We start from the raw sequence: 16,538 nt of genomic DNA, 5'->3' as shown, positions 1-16,538 counted from the left end.
GGTGACCTTCCTGGCAGCAGTCAATTTCACCGGGCGCAGCTCCATGGAGATCGGCATCAAGGTCATCACCGAGAACATTCGCAGCAAGCTGGTGCGCCATACCAATAGCTGCTATTTCACCATGGTGGCGGTGGACGATAATGGCGCCCCGGCCGAGGTGCCGGCGCTGGTGCCGCGTGACGAAGTCGAGCGCCAGCGCTTTGCCGCGGCCCAGCTGCGCCGCCAGCTTCGCCAGGAAATGGAAAAACGGCACGACGAAATCACGGGCAAGGTGTCCTGAGGTGGAAGGGGCACGCATGCATACCAGCCTGATGCGCCTGCTAGCGGCGCTGGCGCTGCTGGCGCCGGCCGCGCATGCCGAGGAGATCGGCAGCGTGAGCACCAATTTCCGCATGACCGGCTCCGACAAGGTGGTGATCGAGGCTTATGACGATCCGATGGTGCAGGGCGTGACGTGCTATGTCTCGCGTGCCCGCACCGGCGGCATCAAGGGATCGCTGGGCATGGCCGAAGATCCGCCCGAAAGCTCGATCGCCTGCCGCCAGGTCGGGCCGATCACGTTCAAGGGCCCGCTGCGCCAGCAGGACAACGTATTTTCCGAACGCATGTCGATCCTGTTCAAGACCTTGCACGTGGTGCGCACGGTCGACCGCAAGCGCAATACCCTGGTCTACCTGACCTACTCGGACCGCATCGTTTCCGGCAGCCCGCAGAACAGCGTGACCGCGGTGCCGGTGGCGGCGGAAACGCCGATTCCGGTCAAATAGTCGGCAACCAAGAATCCCATCCGGAGAACACAGCATGAGTCAGCAAGGCAAGGTAGCGCTGGTCACGGGCGCCGCCCGCGGCATCGGCAAGGCGGTGGCGCAGGCGCTGCTGGTGGCGGGCTACCGGGTGGTGTTCGCCGGACGTACCGCCGAACCGCTCCAGGCGCTGGCCGCGCAAGCCCGGGCCGATGGCCATACGGCGCTGGCGGTGYGGTGCGATGTGAGCGATCCGGCTTCGGTGGATCAACTGTTCGCGCAGGTCCGCGAACAGTTCGGCCGGCTCGACGTGCTGTTCAACAATGCCGGCATCAATGCGCCGGCGGTCTCGATCGACGAACTGTCGGTGGAGCAATGGAAGGCGGTGCTGGACACCAACCTGACCGGCGTCTTCCTGTGCTCGCGCGCCGCCTTCGCGCTGATGAAGTCGCAGAGCCCGCGCGGCGGCCGCATTATCAACAACGGCTCCATCTCGGCGCATGCGCCGCGCCCCAATACGGTCCCGTACACGGCCACCAAGCACGCCATCACCGGGCTGACCAGGAGCCTCTCGCTGGATGGCCGCGCCTTCGATATCGCYTGCGGGCAGATCGACATCGGCAACGCGGCCACCGACATGGCTTCGCGCATGGCGCGCGGCGTGYCCCAGGCCAATGGCGAGATCGCGCCCGAGCCGCTGATGGACGTGGCGCACGTAGCGAGTTCGGTGCTCCATATGGCCAACCTGCCGCTCGATGCGAATGTGCAGTTCATGACTGTGATGGCCACCAAGATGCCCTTCGTCGGCCGCGGCTGAACATCGCCCCGGCCGCCTTGCCCGCCTGCCGCGGGCAAGGCGGCTTGCTAGTTGGCAAGCGGCGCCAGCGCCTCGCTTTCGGCCCGGCAGTCGCCGGTGGGCTTCAGGCCCTTGGCGCGGACGTCGGCAAGCTCCGACCTGGCAGCCGCCAGATCCGCAAGGAAAGCGGGGTCGGCATGCAGCCGCGCCACGGTGGCTGCGCCCATGATGCGGCCCTGCATCGCATCGCTTTGCCAATGCACATTGCAGACCAGCCGGCTCTGCCCATAGGCCAGCCCGCGCGCCAGGATCGCATTCGACTGTTGGGGCGCGATTTCCGCCAGGATCAGTGCCCATGCCCAGCCAACGGCGTTATGCCCCGACGGGTAGGAGCCGTCCTTGGAAAGCATGGGCTCTTCGGCGGACGTGCAAGTCGGCTGATGGTTCACCCTGAAGGGCCGGGCGCGCGCATATTTGTCTTTTACGCCGTAGGTGGATAGTCCCGCATCGGCCAGGGTCCGGCGCAGCAGCAGGTAGAGCCTGGGCGTCTGCTCCTGCGATACCGGTGCGTCCAGGGCGCAGGAGAAGACATCGGCGGCCTGCGGGAATTTCAGGTTGGCGTCCTGGACCGCCAGCCGCCAGCGCGCCGTACCGCGCAGGGGCAGGTTGGCACGCGCGATCTCGTCGTCCAGCGCCTGGGCGGCTGAGCCGGGGGCGGGCGGTGGCGGTACGAGTGCCAGGCTGTCGGGCCGTGCCTGCGCCGGCAGGTAGCCGGCAAGAATCCCGGGCCGGATCTCCGGCACCGGGGCCGCGGCACTACCTTGCCCCTGGCTGGCGCATCCGGCTGCGATCAACGCGCCGGACAGGACGGACAAAGTCGCGATCCGGTTGATGAATGGCGAAAAATGCCTGGATGAATGGCTTGTCTGCATCTGATAGGTGTTTCCCTGTTATTCCCGTCGGACCGGCGTGGCACCGGCAAGCCTGGCCGACGTGCCCCCTTTCACGGCGACCGGGTTGCTATGCGTGCCTGGCTAAAGCCCGGCCTCAGGCCGCCGCGTCGAACATCTTGCGCAGAGTCGATTTCAGGATCTTGCCATTGGCATTGCGTGGCAGCATGTCGGGGCAGAAGACGATCCGCACCGGTACCTTGAAGGCTGCCAGCCGCTCGCCCACGAACGCCTGCAGCTCGGCCTCCGTCGCTTGCGCACCCGGCTTGAGGCTGACCACCGCCGCCGGTTCTTCGCCCAGCGTGCGGTGGGCGATGCCCACCAGCGCCGCGTCCATCACCGCCGGGTGRTCGTACAGCGCGCTCTCGACCTCGATGCAATAGATGTTCTCGCCGCCGCGGATCAGCATGTCCTTCATGCGGTCGACGATATAGACGAACCCTTCCTCGTCCAGCCGCGCAATGTCGCCGGTCTTGAGCCAGCCGTCGATGAACGTCTGCGCGGTGGCTTCCGGCTTGTTCCAGTAACCGCGCACCACATTGGCGCCTCGCACCATCAGTTCGCCGGTTTCGCCGGTGGGCAAGCTGCGGCCGCGTCCATCCACCACCTTCATCTCGCCGATGGGCAGTGCCGGCCCGCCGCTTTCCGGGCGCGCTACATATTCCTCGGCGCTGTGGCTGGTGAAGGTGGCCGAGGTCTCGGTCATGCCCCAGCCGATGCCGGGCGCCGAGTGCGGGAACACCTCGGTGATGCGGCGCACCAGTTCGGCCGACGCGGGTGCGCCGCCGTAATTGACGTTTTCCAGCGAGGACAAGTCGAAGCGCTCGCGCTCCGGATGCTCGATGATCTGCCACGCGATGGTGGGGACACCGCCAGCCGCCGTGCAGCGCTCGCGTTCGATCAGTCCCATGGCGCGCACCACGTCCCAGCGGCGCATCAGTACGATCTTGGTGCCGCTGGCCAGCGCGCCGTTTAGCACCGCCATGCAGCCGGTGACGTGGAAGAAGGGCACCGACAGCAGCATGCCTTTCTGCGGTGCGGCAGGGTCAGGGGCCGGGATGGCTTCGCCGCGGCGCAGGCAATTGCGCATCGGGCTGAACGCGGCGGCCACCGCCACGTTTGTGGCATTGCGGTGGGTGCCAAGCGCGCCCTTGGGCTTGCCGGTGGTGCCCGAGGTGTAGAAGATGGTGGCGTCGTCGTCGGCGTGGAGCGGGATGTCCGGCACAGGCAACCCGGGCAGCGCGGCCCATTGCGCGGGCGTGCCGATCAGGCCTTCCAGCGCCGCGATGCGCGCGTCGGCCTGTGGCGCGGTGGCGCGGCTGACGTAGATCTTTTGCAGCGCGGGGCAGCCCGGCAGATGCTCCAGGATGCGGCCCAGGCGCTCGTCATCCACGATGGCGATCTTGCTGCCGGAGTCGGCCAGGCCGTATTCCAGTTCGGCGCCGGTCCACCAGGCATTGAGCGGCGTGACGATGGCGCCGGCCAGCAAGGCGCCGTAGAAGACCGCCGGCCATTCCGGCAGGTTGCGCATGGCCAGCGCAACGCGATCGCCCTTGCGCACGCCGTCGCGGATCAGCGCATGCGCGATGGTCAGCGCGGCACGGCCGAACGCGTCATAGGACACGCGTTCGTCTTCATAGACGACGAAGGTCTTGTCACCCAGCGCGCGGGCTTGCAGGAAAAGGTCGCGCAGCGTGGCCGGCGCGTTTTTCCAGACGGTGGTGGAGATGCCCCGGATCACGCGCGTTTCGGTTTCGAAAGGGGCGCCGGGAGCGGTAAGGCGGGCGTGCGCTTCGGCCAGGCTGATGGCCGGCCAGGACTTAGCGGTTTGCGGGTTGTTCGACATCGATGCCTCCCTGACTGCATGGCAGGATGGGCAGCGCTCTGGCGTGCCGGCGAGGCACGCGTGCCCGCGCGCATCGCCCACCCGGAGAGCCGGGCGGCAATGGGTGCGGGCACGGTGCGCCCCGGCTCAGGCCTCAAGCTTCAGGCTTGGAGCGAGCCCGTAAAGGGAACAACGGGTGCGGCGTGGCTCAGATCGTGACGCCGCCGTCCACCACCATGGCCTGGCCGGTCATGAAGGTGCTGGCAGCCGAGGCCAGGAACACCGCGGCGCCGGCAATTGATCAGGCCCGGTGCGATGCAGTTCACGCGCACGTTGTGCGGACCGAACTCCACCGCGAGGTTGCGCGCCAGCTGGAAGTCGGCCGCCTTCGAAACGTTGTACACGCCGATGGTGGGCGAGCCGCGCAGGCCGCCGATGGACGACACGATGATGATCGAGCCGTCCTTGCGCTCGATCATCTGCGGCGCGACCATCTGAATCAGCCAGTGGTTGGAGATGACGTTGTTGTCCAGCACCTTGCGGAACTGTTCGTCGGTGACCCCGCTCATCGGGCCGTAGTAGGGATTGGAGGCGGCGTTGCAGACCAGCACGTCGATCTTGCCGAACGTGCTGTTGGTTGTGTCGACCAGGTGCTGGAGATCTTCCTTGGAGGAGATATTGGCCGGTACGGCGATGGCGGTGCCGGCACCATGCCTGGCATTGATGGCATCGACGACTTCCTGGCAGGCCTCGGCCTTGCGCGAGGAAATCACCACTTTGGCCCCTTGTACCGCCATCTGCTCCGCGATGGCACGGCCAATGCCGCGTGAAGAGCCGGTGACGACGGCAACCTTGCCGGTCAGGTCGAACAATGACATGCGTGTCTCCTGGTGTCCTGGTCCTCGCGGGGCGGGACCAGATGTTCTGTAAAGGGCGCTATCGAAACTTCCTATTGGCAGCATCGCCGGATGCGTGTTCTGCACAGCGGATCATGCGGCGGTGCCGTGCGGCCAGGCCGCTGATCGCGCGTCCGGCAATCCTACCGCCCGGTACATTATGGTTGGGCGCTATCGCGCAGTCCACACACAAATCCGCGCCTGGCCCGGCTTATCAGCGTTTTTTCTTTTGGCAATGAGCGCGGTGCATAACGTGCGTGCGATGCGCGCGCAAGGGTATGCTTGCAGCGTGCCCGGCGTGCAACGCGTCGCCCGGCCATACCAATCATTCAGGACAAGGCAAGCGCCACATGCTCTGGCAAATCAGGAATACCGAGGTCTACCTGCTCGGGGCGATCCACGTGCTGGATGCGCCGTTATCGGCCCTGGAGCGAGCCGCTGAGCAAGCCTGGCACGCGTCGGCCCGCATCGTCTTCGAGGTAGCGCTGGACCGGCAACCGGATTTCGGCGCGGCGTATTTCCCGGACGGCGATGGACTCAGCCAGCATCTGCCGCCTGCCACGTTCGAACAGGTGCGGGCGCTATGGCTGGACTTCGGGCTGCCCGGTGCGGAACTGGAACACCTGCGTCCCGTGTTTGCTGCAATGCACCTGCAGTTCGCGCTGGCCGCGCGGCACGGCATCCTGGCGCAGCATGGCGTCGATCGTTTCCTGTGGACGCGCGCCACGGCGGAAGGACGGGCGACGGATGCGCTGGAAGACGGTACCGAAGCGCTGCGCATGCTGCAGGGCGTGCCGCTTGATGAGCAGATGTCGATGCTGGCCTTCTTCGCCGAGCAACCCGAACTCGCCGCCGCGGAGCCGGCCGACATGGTGCGATGGTGGCGGCAGGGGCAAGCCGAACCGTTCGCCAGGCTGCTTGCGCAGCGCCGGGCACAGTGGCCGTGCTCGCTGGCGGTCCTGGTCGACGCGCGCAACCGGCAATGGATGCCGAAGATCCGGTCGCTGATCGCGGACCGCGTGCCGACCCTGATCGTGGCGGGCGCGCTGCATATGGTCGGGGACGCGGGCCTGCCGGCGCTGCTTGAGGCGGCAGGCTTCGAGGTACGCTCTGAATCTGGCTGAAGCCGGCTGAAGCGCGCCTAGCTTGATCGCCGCGCTGCGATCAACGCGGGCAGCATCCGCGTTAGTTGATCCCGGTCGGCAGGATCCAGCGCGAGGCCGAAGCTGTCCGCCAGCGCTTCGATGATTGCCGCCGGGGTTTCCAGGCGCTGGCGTTGCGCGCTGCCATCGCCAGCGCGTACGGTAAGGTCGTCGTTGACCAGCGTCAGCCGGCTGCCGCCCTGCGAGCGCGCCATGGTCAGTGCGTTGCGGAACAGGCTGTCGGGATGGGTTGAGGTGTACCAGTTGCGCGGTTCGAAATCGATCGCCTGCTGCGGCGAAAGATCGAATCGGTAGAGCTTGAGCCAGCCATTTGCGCCGCCGACTTCCAGGTCGTAGAGATGAAACGCGGCGCCTGGCGTATCCACCGCTGCCAGGCGGTAAGGGAATGCTGCATCGGCTCGCTCCGTCTGCGGCAGCGGCATCGCGCGATACGGGTTGGGGCCGCCGAAGCCCACGTCCACGATATAGCTGTGATGTGCCGCTTCCACGCGCAGCAGCATATGCGATTGCATGGTGGGCACATCGTCAGGGACATTCCACCGCACCCGCGCGGCGAGCGCTGTAACGCCATAGCCAAGCGTTCGCAGCACGGCGGCAAGCAAGGTGTTCTGCTCGAAACAGTAGCCGCCGCGCGCCTGCGTGACCAGCTTGTCGAAGACTGCGTCCAGGCCAATGCGGATCGGGCGCCCGAGCAGCACGTCGACATTTTCAAACGGAATATGCTCCAGGTGCGCGGCAATCAGGCTGTCGAGCGCCGCAAGGTCCGGCTGGCCGGGCTGCGGATGGCCGATGCGCTCGAGATAAGCGTGCAGGCGGATGTCGTCTAGCGTAGTCATGTGGTCATGTCGATGTTTGCCTTGCGCTAGCCGCGCAGGCTGAAGTGTCGGGAAGTCATGGCGGGCTCATTCCAGCGCCAGCAGCGCCGGCAGGTCGAGCAGCTCGATGTCCGCGTAATGCAGGCGCAGGAGCCCTCGCGTTTCGAGCTCGCGCAGAGCCTGGTTGACCGTCTGGCGAGACAACCCGAGCATCTGGCCAAGCTGTTCCTGCGGGATGTGTACGGAGCGGCGCTCCAGTCCGGGCTGGTTGCCGTAAGCCTGCGCCATGGCCACCAGCCGGCGCGCGGTGCGCGCGAGCGGGGGCAGCAATTGCGTTTCTTCCACGTAATGGAACGCCTCCCGGGTCTTGGCTGCGAGCAGCTTGCCAAATTCGCGCCACCATTCGGGATGCGCGGACAGCATCGCATAGAGCCTGTCGCGCTGCAGGTGCAGCACGGTGGCCGCGCTGGTGGCGTGGGCATCGTGCGTGCGGGCCAGTCCGTCGAACAGGCAGATCTCGCCAAACCAGTTGCCCGGTTCCAGCAGGCCGAGCAGGGCCGCCTTGCCCGACTCGCTGTGGGTGTCGATCTGCACCGTGCCGGCCACCACGGCGTAGATGCCATCAAAGGCGTCGCCACGGGCAAACAGCAACTGGCCGGCCGCGAGCTTGCGGCTGACGGCGTCCCGCAGCAGGGTGTCCTGCAGAGCCGCCGGCAAGGTGCCGAACCAGCTGCCGCCACGCAGGACGCGCAGCGGATCCGGGGACGGCTCCTGCCGTTCGCGGGGCGCCAAGCGCATGATGATCTCCTTTTATCGGCGCCATGCCGGATTGTCAGAAACCGGACAGACGGGCTTTTCCCTGCCTATTACTATACGGCCACAACAGGCGGCCACCATAAAGCAGCCGCGATAACGATGCCCTGGCAGGAGGAGCCCCGTGAAGACCCTGATCGACCACTTGGCCAACTACGCAGCCTATCACCGCAACGCGCGCAACGTGTTCACCCATTTCATCGGCATTCCCATGATTGTGCTGGCCGTGACCACGCTGCTGGCCCGCCCGGCCATGACGCTCGGCGAAGGCCCGGCGTACCTGACCCCGGCCATGGTGGTGTACGGGTTGTCCTGCCTGTTCTACCTGCGCCTGTCGGCGGGTTTCGGGCTGGCGATGACACTGATCCTGGCCGGTTTCGTGTACCTCGGCGACGCGATCGCGGCGCTATCCACCGGCGTGTGGCTGGCCTGGGGCGTCGGCCTGTTCGTGGCGGGCTGGCTGATCCAGTTTGTCGGCCACTATTACGAAGGCCGCAAGCCGGCGTTTGTGGACGATCTGGCCGGACTGCTGATCGGGCCGCTGTTCCTGGTGGCGGAAGCCGCCTTTGCCGCAGGCCTGGCGCGGGAGACACGCGAGGCCGTCATCGCCCACGCGCAATGACAGGATCCCCCTGCGCGCCGCACTCCAGCAACCAGCCGCGTAGCTGCAGGACCTTGTCGTCGGGTGCCAGGCCGCGCCGGTGAGCGAAGTAATAGGCCTTGCGATTGTCGATGCCGGCCGGCAGCGCGGTGAATGGCACCACCAGCCGGCCCTGCGCCAGTTCCTCGGTGATCAGGATGCGTGGGATCAGGGCTACGCCGACGCCGGCCGCCGCCGCCTGCGCCAGCATGGTGTAGAGGTCGTAGCGCGGGCCGCGCAAGGCTTGCGCCGGCTGCGCCGCGCCCGCGGCGGCAAGCCAGTCGCTCCAGGCGCGCAAGCGCGTGTTCAGGTGGAGCAGCGGAAGGTCAAGCAGTTGATCCAGGCCCAGTTGCTTGCGGCGTCCCAGCAGGGACGGACTGCACACCGGGACCGAAGGGCCTTCTTCCAGGATGCGCTCGCCTTCGGTCCCCGGCCACAATCCCTCGCCGTAATAGATCGCCGCGTCGAAAGCGGTATCGCTAAGCTCGAATGCCTCGGTGCGCGCCGACAGGTGCAGCGTCAGGTCAGGCAGGGCGCGGGCGAGCAGCGGCAGGCGCGGGATCAGCCACTGGCTGGCAAAGGTGGGCCCGATCGCCAGCTCGATGGCGCGCCCGCGCGGACGCTGGGCCATCACATCCAGCGTGACCTGCTCGATCTGGTCGAGCCGCTCCCGCACTTCCTCGGCATAGGTCCCGCCCGCTGGCGTCAGCACGATGCGCTTGCGGATGCGGTGGAAAAGCGGCACGCCCAGCCGCGCTTCCAGGCCGGCGATCTGACGGCATACCGCGCTTTCCGTTACCGCCAGTTCGTCCGCGGCGCGGGTAAAACTGCCAAGCCGTGCCGCGGCCTCGAACATCTGCAGCGCCGTGAGACTGGGAATGCCTTTGCGCATAATGCGTTTTTGGAAGGAAGTTGGTGCGAAGTTATCAATTGTACGAAGTCTGCCGCGGTCGCACAATAAGACCCGCCCGGGGGCCGTCGGCTCCCGCTATCCCCTGAAAACAAACGAATTCCAGCGCATTGACCATGACGAAGCCGAATCTGCAACGCCTCCTCGAGACCGTTTGTGGCGAGACACAAGCAGCACAGTTGCTGCAATTGATGAATGTTTCGCCGCAACTGCTGTCTTCCAGCAGCCAACAAGCCAGCCGTGCCGAAGTAGCGCAGGCGCTCAATATGGTGCTGTTCGCTGGCATCCTCGAACGCGTGCCGACGGGCATGGCCTATACGCGCGACGTCATCGAGGCGGGCGGCCAGGTAGTGTTCGACCACGGCGCGCTGCGCACGGTCAAGTGGGAATGCGGCGACCTGCCTGCGGGCGAGATCGCCTTCACCCGCATCCTCGCACCGCTGGGCTACCGCCTCAACGGCACCTATCCGCTCGATCGCATCGGCATGACGGGCCGCTCCTACGCGCATGCCGACCTGCCGGACGACATCGCGCAGTACTTCCTGAGCGAACTGCACCCCGAGCGTTTCAGCGCGGCATTCCAGGCCGCGGTATCGCGCGTGGTGTCGGCGTCCGCCGACCCCCTCGATGACGATGCCGTGGCGCAGCTGGCCGTGCTGGAGCGCGATGCCAGCCTGCCGATGGCCGACGCGGCTCGGCTGGTGCCCAAGCTGGCCGCCTGCTTCGACCGTCATCATGCCGAGCCGGCGCTGGCCGACTATGAATTGCTGCTGAAGGAATCGGCCGAGATGGCCTGGATTTCCACCGAGGGCAATGCGTTCAACCATGCCACCGACCGCGTGGCGGACGTGCGCGCCGTGGCCGACGCGCAACGCGGCCTGGGTCGTCCGATCAAGGATACGGTGGAAGTGTCGCGCTCCGGGCGGGTCTTGCAGACGGCGTTCAAGGCGGACCCGGTGGAGCGCCGGTTTGTCGGTGCCGACGGCACCGTGGTAAAGCGCACCGTGCCGGGCTCGTTCTATGAGTTCATCACGCGCGATTTCGTGCCCGCCTCGGAAGCCGCGGGCGGCACGCTGGACCTGTCCTTCGATGCCGGCAATGCCCAAGGCATCTTCAAGATGACGGCTGCCTGCTGACAGGCAAGGGCGGGCCTGTCATGCCTGGCCCGCCGGCAGCCGCAGGCGGGCCAGCAGCCCGCCCAGGTCGCTGCCGCCTAGCGCCAGTCCTCCCTCGTAAAGGGCTGCCATCTCGCTGACGATGGCCAGCCCCAGTCCGCTGCCGGCAGCGGACTCATCCAGGCGCCCGAAGCGGGCCGTAGCCAGTTCGCGCGCTTCGGGCGGCATGCCCGGACCATCGTCTTCCACCACGATTTCGAGCATGCCTGCCTGCTCCGCGAGCCTGACGCGAACGCGCGAGCGGGCCCACTGGCAGGCATTGTCGAGCAGGTTGCCGAGGATCTCGATCAGGTCCTGGCGGTCGCCGGCAAAGTGCCCGCTGCCTTCCACTTCGATGACGATCTCGCGCCCGCTGTGCAGGCGCGTAAGCGCGCGCGCCAGCTCGGCCGCCGCCGGACCGGCCTCGATACGGGCACCGCGAGCACCGGCCGCACCGGCCGCGCGTGCGCGCGCCAGGTGGCGATCCACCTGCCGGCGCATCGCTTCGACCTGCGCGGCGGCGGCGCGGGCCGCCTCGCCGGGCAACCGCCCGGCTTCGTTGGCAAGGATGGCAAGCGGTGTCTTGACCGCATGGGCGAGATCGGCGGCCTGGCGCCTGGAGCGCTCCAGCGCATCGGCGTTGCGCGCCAGCAAGGTATTGATTTCATTGACCAGCGGCACCACTTCGGTCGGCCACGTCCCCCCTAGCCGGGTCTCGCGGCGTGCCTGTAGCGCGGCCAGCGCCCTGCGCAACCGCGCCAGCGGCGCCAGGCCGAATTTCACCTGGGCCGCCACCGCCAGCAGCAGTCCGGCGCCGAGCGCCGTCAGCGACCAGCCCAGCAACCGGTTGAAGGCCTGGCGCGCGGCGCGCAGCTCGGTGCGGTCCAGTGCGACCGAGAGCGTCACCGGCGTGTCCGCCGACGCCAGCACGATCGGGCGCGATACCACCAGCAACGATTGCCCGTTGGGCCCGGGCCGGATTTCCGCGTGACTGCCCGCCACCTGGTTGCCCACCGTGGCAGGCATCTCGGCATCCCAGAGCGAGCGCGAGCGCAACGTGGCACCCTTTGCCTGCGCCTGCCAGTAGGCGCCGGAATAGGGCAGTTCGTAGCGCGGATCGGCCGGCGCGCGCGTCAGCGCGAGCTTGCCGTCGGGACTCCAGTCGAGCGCGGCGGCCAGGCTGGTGAGCTGGTTGTCGAGCTGGCGCACATAGGTCTCGTTGACATGGCGCGCGAACAGCGTGGAGAGCAGCCAGCCGGTGCCGCCAAGCGCGGCGGCCAGCCAGATAGCCGCGACCGCGAGCAGCCGGATGGCTAAGGAGTGGCGCATGGATCAGGCGGTGGGCGGGCGCAGCCGGTAACCCTGGCCGCGCACCGTCTCGATCACGTCGACGCCGAGCTTGCGCCGCAGCCGGCCGACGAACACTTCGATCGTATTGCTGTCGCGATCGAAATCCTGCGCGTAGATGTGCTCGGTCAGCACCGCTTTGCTGATGATCGCGCCCGGGTGGTGCATCAGGTAATCGAGCACCTTGAACTCATGCGCGGTCAGCACCACGGCGGCGCCATCGACCGTCACCACGCCCGTGCGTGCGTTCAGGCGCACCGGTCCGCAGGCGAGTTCGGGCGCGGCCATGCCGTGGGCGCGCCGGATCAGGGCGCGGATGCGCGCCAGCAACTCTTCCATGCGGAAGGGCTTGGCGAGATAGTCGTCGGCCCCGGCATCGATGCCTTCCACCTTGTCGGTCCAGCTATCGCGCGCGGTCAGGATCAGCACCGGCAGGTTCACCTGCGCCGCGCGCCAGCGGCGCAACACGGATAGCCCGTCAAGGCTGGGCAGGCCAAGATCGAGCACCACGGCATCGTAGGGCTCTTCGGCGCCCAGGTGCCAGCCATCGATGCCGTCGGCCGCCGTATCGACCGCGTAGCCCGCGTCGACCAGGCTCGCATGGATCTGCGCGGCCAGCGTGGGTTCGTCTTCTACCAGGAGGATGCGCATGGGGATCAGGATTTCTTGCGGGCCTGCTCAAGGCCGTGTCCCTTGGCCTTGAGCAGCGTGGCGGTCTTGGCGTCGTATTCCAGCTTGGCCACCGAGCCGCCCGGCAGCAGCAGCTTGACCTCGTATTGCCAGACGCCGTCGTCGCGGTCGAGCTTGACGCCGATCACATCGCCCGCGTATTGGGCCGATACCGCTTCCAGGATGCGCGTGAGCGGCAGGATTTCGCCGGACTGCACGGCCGCCCGGGCGCGGTCGGCATCCTTGTCGGCATGGGCTGGCGGCGCGGCCGCCAGCAGCAAAGCCAGGGCCGCCGCCAGCGGCAGCAGCGCACGCGCCGCGCGCGGCGGCCAGGTGGGCGAGGAGGCAGTGCGCGCAGGACGCGCGCCGCGGAATGGAAGCAATGGTGTAAGGAAGCGGGGCAATACGGGAGCGGGCAAGCCTTGGTCGATCGGAGCAGTGTGCCGGGGCCTGCCTGAACGGAAGCTGAACGGCGTGCTCAGCCTCGGTTCAGGCTGGGGTTACCACAATGGACGCCGTTCATCGTCACGCTCACCGCTAAACAGGAGTCAGGCCATGCAAAGCGTCCGCATCCCCAATGATAGTCCTTCCGGCATCGACCACCGCGCCACGCGCGATGGTCTCGCGCTGGCCGCGGCCGTGCTGGTCGTCCTCGCGGGCGTTGTCGCGCTGTTCTGGGCGCAGGCCGATGCCCGGGCTGTGCTGCACGAATGGAAGCACATGGACAGCGGCCTGTCGATGATCGTGCTTGGCGCGCTGGTGCTCGGACCACTGCTGGCTTTCGGGCTGGACGACTGAGCGCGCACCCTTGGGATTCCCTGGATTTCCGGCGGGTTTTCCATGTATGGACAACGTTCGTTCCCTGGTCCTACACTCGACCCACAATAAAAACGCACGACCGTTCGCATTTATTGGCTCCGAGCATGATGGACCATGCACGCCGGGCATGACCGCGAAGTGCGATTCCACAGGGTCAATCCACCAAGGAGACATGGCATGGAATCAAAGAACGTCCCGCTGGTTGCCGAGCTGTTGCGCGATGCGCCGAAAAACTGGGGCAAATGGGGCCCGGACGACGAGGTCGGTTCGCTGAACTATCTCACCCAGGCGGAGGTGTTGCGCGGCGTGGCCTCCGTGCGCTCCGGCAAGACCTTCACCCTGCAGATCCAGATGGGCAATCCCGCCGGCGACCCCGTCTGGCCGGGGCGCTCGCAGGCGCGCCGCCTGAACGTGATGGACAAGGGCCATTACCTTTGCGGCAAAGGTCCGAAGTTTCCGGGCGAAGGCGAGTACGCTGACGACATGATGATCATGTACCTGCAGGGCTCGACCCAGTACGATGCCCTGGGCCATGTCTGGTACGGCGACCAGCTGTGGAGCGGCTACGATGCCAGGTCCACCATCGGCGGGCTGGACAAGGCCAGCGTCCTGCCGATCGCGGRGCGTGGCGTGGTAGGGCGGGGCGTGCTGATCGACATGGCGCGGCATCGCGGCAAGGATGTGCTCGACCCTGGCGAAACCTTCACCCACCACGACCTGCTGGCCGCCGCCGAAATGCAGGGCGCGCGCATCGAGAAGCGCGACATCCTGGTGATCCGCACCGGCTGGATCGGCTCTTTCTACAAGCGCGACCAGGCCGAGTTCTACCGCAATTTCGTCGAGCCGGGCCTGACCTATAGCCCGGAGCTGGTCGAGTGGTTCCATCGCATGGAAATCCCCAACCTCGTCACGGACACCATCGCCAACGAGGTAACCGTGGACCCGGTATCGGGCGTGACCCTGCCGCTGCACAACGCCCTGATGCGCAACCTGGGCGTCACGCTGACCGAGATCGCCCAGCTCGATCCGCTGGCGACGGATTGCGCCGAAGACAAGCAGTGGGCCTTCCTCTATACGGCTGCACCGCTCAAGGTCGTAAACGGGAGCGGCGCACCGGTCAACCCGGTGGTGATCAAGTAAGGCCCGGCGGCCTGCCAGGCGGCGGTGCCCAACGGGCATCCCACGCCGGGCGGCCGTCAGTTCCGTTCCGGCCAAGCGCTATCCTGACACTACCCGCCGCGCATATCGAGGTGCCTCATGACGCCCTATGAAGAAAAGCCCTGGCTTTCCAGCTACAACGCCGGCCAGCCGCACATCATTACCCCGCAATTTACCGATGCGCTGACCATTTTCCGGGCTGCCGCAAGCCGCGCGCCGGCAAGCCCGGCGATTCACTATTTCGATGCCACGCTCACTTATGGCGAGCTCGATTCGCTTTCCGACGCGCTGGCAGTAGCGCTGTCATCGCGCGGCTGCACGCGTGGCGAGCGTATCGCGCTGTACTTGCAGAACGTACCGCAGTTCGTTATCGGCCTGGTCGCCGCGTGGAAACTCGGCGCCATCGCGGTGCCGGTCAACCCCATGAACCGCGCGCGTGAACTGCGTTTGGTGCTGGCGGACTCCGGCGCCAAAGTACTGATTTGCCACGAATCCCTCTACGCGGACGTGGTCAAGGGCCTGTTCGAAGCGGAGCGCGGCGGCCAGGCCGATGCCGGCATGCCCCTTGCGCTGCCGGCGGTGATCACCACCTCCGAACTCGATTTCCAGACGCGCAACGATTCCCGCCTGTTTGCCGCATCCAGGCGCCAGCCCGCCGAAGGCGTGCCCGACATGCTGGCGCTGGTGCAGACGCATCACGGCCAGCGTCCGGCGCCGCTCACGCCGGCGGCCAGCGATATCGCGATGCTGGTGTACACATCCGGCACCACCGGGGTGCCCAAGGGCGCGATGAACACGCACGGCAATGTCGCTTTCAATGCGCAGGTGTACCGCGACTGGATCGGCTTGCGCGAAGGCGGTCCGATCCTGGGCGTGGCGCCGCTCTTTCATATCACCGGCCTGGTGGGCCACATCGCCGCGGCTTTCATCTGCGCCGCGCCGCTGGTGCTGGCCTGCCGCTTCGAGCCGGGCGTGATTCTGGAAGCCATCCGCGACCGGCGGGTGGCGTTCACGATCGGCTCGATCACGGTGTTCATCGCGCTGATGAACCATCCCGATGCCACCCGCGCGCATTTCGCCACGCTGGACAAGATCTATTCGGGCGGCGCACCGATCCCACCGAGCGTGGTGGCGCAGTTCCGCGGCAAGTTTGGGCACTATATCCACAACGGCTACGGCCTGACCGAGACCAATTCGCCCACCCATGTGGTGCCGCTGGGCCGGGAGGCACCGGTGGACCCCGCGTCCGGCACGCTGGCGATCGGCTTGCCCGCCTTCAACGTCGATTCCTTTATCGGCGACGACGCGGGCGAACCGGTACCCGTGGGCGAAGTCGGCGAGATCATCTCGCGCGGGCCGATGATCGTGCCGGGGTACTGGAACAAGCCGGAAGAGACGGCCAAGGCCATGGCCGGCGGCTATTTTCACACTGGCGACGTCGGTTTCATGGATGCGCAAGGCTGGTTCTACCTGGTCGACCGCAAGAAGGACATGATCGTTGCCGGCGGCTACAAGGTCTGGCCGCGCGAGGTGGAGGATGTTCTGTACACCCATCCCGCGGTGCGCGAGGCGGCCGTGGTGGGCATGCCAGACGCCTATCGCGGCGAGACGGTGAAGGCCGTCGTCAGCCTCAAGCCGCAGGCGAGCGTCACGCCGGAAGCACTGCAGGCCTGGTGCAAGGAGCGCATGGCGGCCTATAAATACCCGCGCGTGGTGGAAATCATCGACGAGTTGCCGAAGATGGTGACCGGCAAGATCCTGCGGCGCGAGCTGCGCGGTTGAGGCCGGAGCGCGCGTGGCAAAAAAGATAAAAACACGCGTTTAGCCCTTGTATATAGGG

At 66.8% G+C, this 16,538-nt stretch carries 17 protein-coding genes and 1 pseudogene; 9 read left to right on the top strand and 9 right to left on the bottom strand.

Annotated elements, in window-relative coordinates; translation table 11 throughout:
* The 3 genes from AC1DKD_RS32650 to AC1DKD_RS32640 all read left to right on the top strand — a co-directional run.
* Positions 1–280: acyl-CoA thioesterase (locus AC1DKD_RS32650; RefSeq protein WP_477144178.1), on the top strand; the 280-nt coding region annotated here is incomplete at its 5' end.
* Positions 281–296: 16 nt separating this feature from the next.
* Positions 297–767, top strand: a complete 471-nt coding sequence (locus AC1DKD_RS32645; RefSeq protein WP_156177204.1) for a CreA family protein — start codon at positions 297–299, stop codon at positions 765–767.
* Between the two features lie 34 nt (positions 768–801).
* Complete coding sequence (locus AC1DKD_RS32640) at positions 802–1,560, top strand: SDR family oxidoreductase (protein WP_477144177.1); 759 nt, start codon at positions 802–804, stop codon at positions 1,558–1,560.
* 47 nt (positions 1,561–1,607) lie between these two features.
* On the opposite strand, the gene AC1DKD_RS32635 is transcribed toward AC1DKD_RS32640, so the two are convergent.
* The 3 genes and pseudogenes from AC1DKD_RS32635 to AC1DKD_RS32625 all read right to left on the bottom strand — a co-directional run bounded on the left by AC1DKD_RS32635 (position 1,608) and on the right by AC1DKD_RS32625 (position 5,192).
* The gene (locus AC1DKD_RS32635; protein ID WP_441627743.1) at positions 1,608–2,414 is read right to left on the bottom strand and encodes an acid phosphatase; all 807 of its coding nucleotides are present in this window, start codon (positions 2,412–2,414) and stop codon (positions 1,608–1,610) included.
* Positions 2,415–2,586: 172 nt separating this feature from the next.
* On the bottom strand, positions 2,587–4,335 hold the full coding sequence (locus AC1DKD_RS32630; RefSeq protein WP_441627741.1) for a class I adenylate-forming enzyme family protein: 1,749 nt from the start codon (positions 4,333–4,335) through the stop codon (positions 2,587–2,589).
* A gap of 187 nt (positions 4,336–4,522) precedes the next feature.
* Positions 4,523–5,192: pseudogene (locus AC1DKD_RS32625) on the bottom strand (SDR family oxidoreductase).
* Between the two features lie 368 nt (positions 5,193–5,560).
* Between AC1DKD_RS32625 and AC1DKD_RS32620 the strand changes: the two are divergent.
* Positions 5,561–6,334: a TraB/GumN family protein gene (locus AC1DKD_RS32620; RefSeq protein WP_441627739.1), complete on the top strand. Its 774-nt coding sequence runs from the start codon at positions 5,561–5,563 to the stop codon at positions 6,332–6,334.
* A 17-nt stretch (positions 6,335–6,351) separates the two neighbouring features.
* Here AC1DKD_RS32620 and AC1DKD_RS32615 read toward each other — a convergent pair whose 3' ends face one another.
* Positions 6,352–7,209, bottom strand: a complete 858-nt coding sequence (locus AC1DKD_RS32615) for an arylamine N-acetyltransferase family protein (RefSeq protein ID WP_477102082.1) — start codon at positions 7,207–7,209, stop codon at positions 6,352–6,354.
* Between the two features lie 66 nt (positions 7,210–7,275).
* Complete coding sequence (locus AC1DKD_RS32610) at positions 7,276–7,986, bottom strand: Crp/Fnr family transcriptional regulator (protein ID WP_441627735.1); 711 nt, start codon at positions 7,984–7,986, stop codon at positions 7,276–7,278.
* A 139-nt stretch (positions 7,987–8,125) separates the two neighbouring features.
* Between AC1DKD_RS32610 and AC1DKD_RS32605 the strand changes: the two genes are divergently transcribed.
* A complete protein-coding gene (locus AC1DKD_RS32605) occupies positions 8,126–8,623 on the top strand; it encodes an Mpo1 family 2-hydroxy fatty acid dioxygenase (RefSeq protein WP_441627733.1) in 498 nt (165 codons plus the stop codon).
* Here AC1DKD_RS32605 and AC1DKD_RS32600 read toward each other — a convergent pair.
* A complete protein-coding gene (locus tag AC1DKD_RS32600) occupies positions 8,604–9,533 on the bottom strand; it encodes a LysR substrate-binding domain-containing protein (protein ID WP_441627731.1) in 930 nt (309 codons plus the stop codon). The genes AC1DKD_RS32605 and AC1DKD_RS32600 overlap by 20 nt on opposite strands.
* Positions 9,534–9,667: 134 nt before the next feature.
* On the opposite strand from AC1DKD_RS32600, the gene AC1DKD_RS32595 reads away from it, so the two are divergent.
* Entirely contained in the window at positions 9,668–10,687 is a 1,020-nt protein-coding gene (locus AC1DKD_RS32595) for a DUF1338 domain-containing protein (RefSeq protein ID WP_441627729.1), read from the top strand.
* An 18-nt stretch (positions 10,688–10,705) separates the two neighbouring features.
* Here AC1DKD_RS32595 and AC1DKD_RS32590 read toward each other — a convergent pair whose 3' ends face one another.
* From AC1DKD_RS32590 to AC1DKD_RS32580, 3 genes are read right to left on the bottom strand one after another with little or no spacing between them, the layout of a single operon-like run.
* Entirely contained in the window at positions 10,706–12,034 is a 1,329-nt protein-coding gene (locus AC1DKD_RS32590; RefSeq protein WP_477111211.1) for a sensor histidine kinase, read from the bottom strand.
* A gap of 3 nt (positions 12,035–12,037) precedes the next feature.
* Entirely contained in the window at positions 12,038–12,703 is a 666-nt protein-coding gene (locus tag AC1DKD_RS32585) for a response regulator transcription factor (RefSeq protein ID WP_441637713.1), read from the bottom strand.
* A gap of 5 nt (positions 12,704–12,708) precedes the next feature.
* Positions 12,709–13,104: a PepSY domain-containing protein gene (locus AC1DKD_RS32580; RefSeq protein WP_447430857.1), complete on the bottom strand. Its 396-nt coding sequence runs from the start codon at positions 13,102–13,104 to the stop codon at positions 12,709–12,711.
* 172 nt (positions 13,105–13,276) lie between these two features.
* Between AC1DKD_RS32580 and AC1DKD_RS32575 the strand changes: the two genes are divergently transcribed.
* The 3 genes from AC1DKD_RS32575 (at position 13,277) to AC1DKD_RS32565 (ending at position 16,480) form a co-directional block, all read left to right on the top strand.
* Entirely contained in the window at positions 13,277–13,519 is a 243-nt protein-coding gene (locus tag AC1DKD_RS32575) for a hypothetical protein (protein ID WP_441636707.1), read from the top strand.
* A 198-nt stretch (positions 13,520–13,717) separates the two neighbouring features.
* Positions 13,718–14,680, top strand: coding sequence for a cyclase family protein (locus AC1DKD_RS32570; RefSeq protein ID WP_477144176.1), 963 nt, complete (start codon positions 13,718–13,720; stop codon positions 14,678–14,680).
* Between the two features lie 117 nt (positions 14,681–14,797).
* The gene (locus AC1DKD_RS32565; protein WP_441636711.1) at positions 14,798–16,480 is read left to right on the top strand and encodes a class I adenylate-forming enzyme family protein; all 1,683 of its coding nucleotides are present in this window, start codon (positions 14,798–14,800) and stop codon (positions 16,478–16,480) included.
* The last annotated feature ends 58 nt before the right edge of the window (positions 16,481–16,538 follow it).

The organism is Cupriavidus sp. 05T313 (genome assembly GCF_056396665.1).
Note: the sequence above shows the minus strand (reverse complement) of the source record. Positions and strands in the feature narration are given on the sequence as shown.